General features: G+C 35.0%; 4 protein-coding genes and 1 pseudogene. All 5 read right to left on the bottom strand.

Annotation, left to right across the window (positions count from 1 at the left end):
- Positions 1–392, bottom strand: a pseudogene (locus B5F77_RS15230) (hypothetical protein); the annotation flags it as partial.
- A 12-nt stretch (positions 393–404) separates the two neighbouring features.
- Complete coding sequence (locus B5F77_RS15235; RefSeq protein ID WP_087332304.1) at positions 405–1493, bottom strand: 6-bladed beta-propeller; 1089 nt, start codon at positions 1491–1493, stop codon at positions 405–407.
- A gap of 91 nt (positions 1494–1584) precedes the next feature.
- Positions 1585–1827, bottom strand: coding sequence for an NVEALA domain-containing protein (locus B5F77_RS15240; protein WP_087332307.1), 243 nt, complete (start codon positions 1825–1827; stop codon positions 1585–1587).
- 36 nt (positions 1828–1863) lie between these two features.
- On the bottom strand, positions 1864–2937 hold the full coding sequence (locus tag B5F77_RS15245; protein WP_162608020.1) for a 6-bladed beta-propeller: 1074 nt from the start codon (positions 2935–2937) through the stop codon (positions 1864–1866).
- A gap of 135 nt (positions 2938–3072) precedes the next feature.
- Complete coding sequence (locus tag B5F77_RS15250) at positions 3073–3321, bottom strand: NVEALA domain-containing protein (protein WP_087332312.1); 249 nt, start codon at positions 3319–3321, stop codon at positions 3073–3075.
- Positions 3322–3635 lie beyond the last annotated feature (314 nt).

Below are 3635 nucleotides of genomic sequence, written 5' to 3' on the forward strand. Positions count from 1 at the left end.
TCGGTATCTATACAAACAGGAAGAGTAAATTTGTCACGTTCCATATTGTAACTCAATTCTTTTTTGTTTTCTATTTGAAAGAAAAACAGAAAAGGTATGTGCTTATTGCTGACTGAATCTATTTGAGCAATAAAATTTTTCCATCTCAATAATTGTAGTTTACAACTTACACATCCTACAGAATCCACAAACATGACTATTTTGTAATCTGAATTTGGTATTTGATAATCTATTGTGTCCTTCGCATAACGACAAAATATAGGATTGTCAGGAAATTTTATTTCTTTTCCCTGCCATTCTTCTACCAAACGAGAAATACGTTCATTGTTACTTTCTTGGCACGACAATAATAAAAATAAAGCACACAATATAGCTGGAAGATTCTTCATCATATTTGATAAATATTACAAGTTTTCGATATTGACGATTACGACAGATGGATTTTCTTCTCCTATTATCTCATCATCTTCCTTTTCTAATATATATCCTAAGAAATACAATTTATTATCTGCTGTTAATACTTGTGGTGCATATAAATAGGAATCGGAAGGAATATTTGCTGGTTGTTCTACTATTGTATTTGTATGATTTTTTTTGTTGATAAACCAATGGTAAAACTTATTTTCATTGCTATTTGGTATATGCTCAGAAATTTGTAAATATATATAGTTTTTATTCTCTAAATAATTTCTGACCATTGCGTAATGATTTTGGTTTAGATATGAAATAAAATCTATGGGATCTTTAGGTGCATTATCCAGATTTAGGTTCATATTCCCAAAAGAAACAGTATGTACCTTTTTTATATTCCCTTCTGCGATCATATATAAATCATTATTAAAACTTTCATGGAACGTTAATAAATCTCCTGTCTTGTGAAAGTTAGTTTCTGAGATTGGCAATAAGTTGTATTTATTTTTTAGATAACTATCTAATATTTCATCTTTATCATTCACTTTAAACAATCTGAAATCATTGTAGGACACATTATTTCCTACATATAACCAATAAAGCTCTTTACTTTCTTTATAGAAAGAAAAGGCTGGTTGTTCTATCTGTATTTTGTTTATGAAGTCTCCTGTGTAGGTATATTCATAAATAGCATTCAATGCTAATATATCTATAGTCTTATTTTCTGTATCCACATTTATATCTGTGGCTTCTACAAATTCTTCTGGTCCACTACCTACTTGGCCGATAGAATTCTTAAACTTGCCATTTGGATCAAAACGAAGAATTTTGCCTCCATTCTTTTTTGAATAGATAAAAAAATCTTCATCTAAAAGTAAAGAAGGATATCTATCAATTAGTATATCATCCTTTGTTTCTAATGGAATAACTGTTTTACTTTTGAATAATGCTACTTTATTGAAATGGTAAATTGCATCTTTTGAAAATGATAAGTCAGCTTCAGTTTCTTCATGCTGAGATGTACAACCGATTAATATATATACCAACAGAATCGGTATATTTTTCCATTTGATAATATTCATTTTTTGATTCCTTTTTAATGTTTAAATTGTGGTTAAGTCGCCAGGTAAAATTTAATTACCTGGCGACCCTAATGCTAATTAAAAATGATTATTATGGGCAATGACGTCTACATGCTTCTGCTGTTTTCCGACTTGTACACATATAATTTAAATCACTTGGTGTACAATATCCCATTGTTTGATAGCGAGAACTACCGCTTTCGTCGCTTGCAAGAGCTTCTATATTCTCCAATGCCAAATCAGACAACTCTACTTTCTGCTTACTCTGCTGGTAGTTCCACCCAGCAATAGCCGCTGTTGTTAGGACAACAAATAAGAGAATTAAATTCTTCATTTTCTTTGCTTTTAAATTGTTTGTAAATAGTGTATTTTATCGGAGACTTACCTCTAATAGCCAAAAGTTATCTTCCTTGTTCACGCCTTCTTGTTGGATAAACTCTGCTGGTATCTGGAATAACCAAGTAGAAGCTGGATCACTTTCGCAAGCTATTATTGTGGCCAGAAACAAATTAGTACTGGTCGGAATGAGATCGTTTTCGATTGCCGAAAAGGGTACAGTCTTATAACCGGAAGAACTAAACACGGTAAGTAGATAATTTCTTTCAGGAGCAATCCACGTAAAAATGGCATCATTACCCATTGCGCGAATCGTAGACAGTTGCGTGTAAGAGTTCCCTAATCGTTCGTATTGTTCCAGATAGCCATATTTATCATAATAATCGCGGCTTATGTCAGGTGTAAGTACATTTTCTTGGGGTTGTAAAATAGGCTGCAAATCACAATCATCTGTTTCGGGATCGTAAACAATGGCTGTTTGCGTATCTCCTAATTGATAAGCAACCTTTCCTTGATATGTAAAGAATTGGTTGAATTTATGGGTAGAATTAGCCAAATCTTTTTCATAAAAATCTTTCCGGATATGACCGGACATGTCACAAACATGGAATATGTAATCGTCGGAGGTGATGATCAGCACCGTATTTTCATTTACATAACGGAATTGATGGATAGATTTATTCATGTTCATTTTACGCATAAAATCTCCGGAAGCAGCATTGTAAATCTGCAGGCCGGAAACACTTGAAATCCATAATTCTGCTCCTCCTTTCGGCGAAGGAACGACGTCAAAGTCTGTTATTTCTGCATATTCTCCCGGTCCGCTTCCTTGATGTGCCATCCGCCGAAGAAAGCGGCCGTTGTTGTCGAAACATAGGATAGCGTTGTTAGACTCTACATAAAAGCACGAATCTCTTTTGATAACTTTGTTTCCCCGTCCGCCAATGAGCGAAGCATCGTTTGTTTCTAATGGTATCAAACGATGTTGCGGAAAAATAGACGACAATTTTACTTTTTTATGGGAAACTGACATATAATCCCCTGATGGAAAAAGTGCGTCTTTCGAATATTTCCCATTCGAGGTACAGGCCGATAATAATATTGCCATGCTTATGAAACAGCATGTAACTAATTTATTCATATCGATTGTTTTTTGATAAAGAAGGAGCTGCCAAAGCTTAAAGTTTCTTTTCTCCGAAAGACAACTTATATGTCTCTGGCATCCTTCTGTAATTCCTAAAGTTTATCCTTGAGTACTACCACAAGTACAACTGCTGCCATCTCCATTTGAGACGCAATTGTGATAGGTACATCCGAATTCGTCTTGTACCCTTTTCCATCTACAACCTGTACCACCTTCCCCATTGGCCAACGCTTCTACATTCTCCATGGCTAAATCTGACAATTCAACACTTTGTTGATTCTGCTGGTAGTTCCATCCAGCGATAGCCGCTGTTGCAACAACAGCCACTGATAATATGATCTTTTTCATATTCTTTCTTTTTAAATTTGTTGTTTATAATACTTTTATGAGCCTCTTCCCCAACACTCTCCCTATCGGTAAGATTGCGGGCACGGCGTGTGACCCTGTACCGTTCCGTTTTCAAAACTTTTTCGTACCTTTGAGGCGCTGTTTCCTCCTTTCCTATTATATTATTAATGTAGGAAGGAATCCGGGGAGTTGCCAGCTTATCAGGATTGCGAGTCTCATCGAAGCTGCAACTCCCTCTTTTTCTGCTCCGATGCAAAAATACTTCTTGGATGAGTAGCACACAAATTTTAGAGGATGACATGTTCATCGTTTTT

The organism is Parabacteroides sp. An277, from assembly GCF_002159645.1.
Classification (GTDB): Bacteria; Bacteroidota; Bacteroidia; order Bacteroidales; family Tannerellaceae; genus Parabacteroides.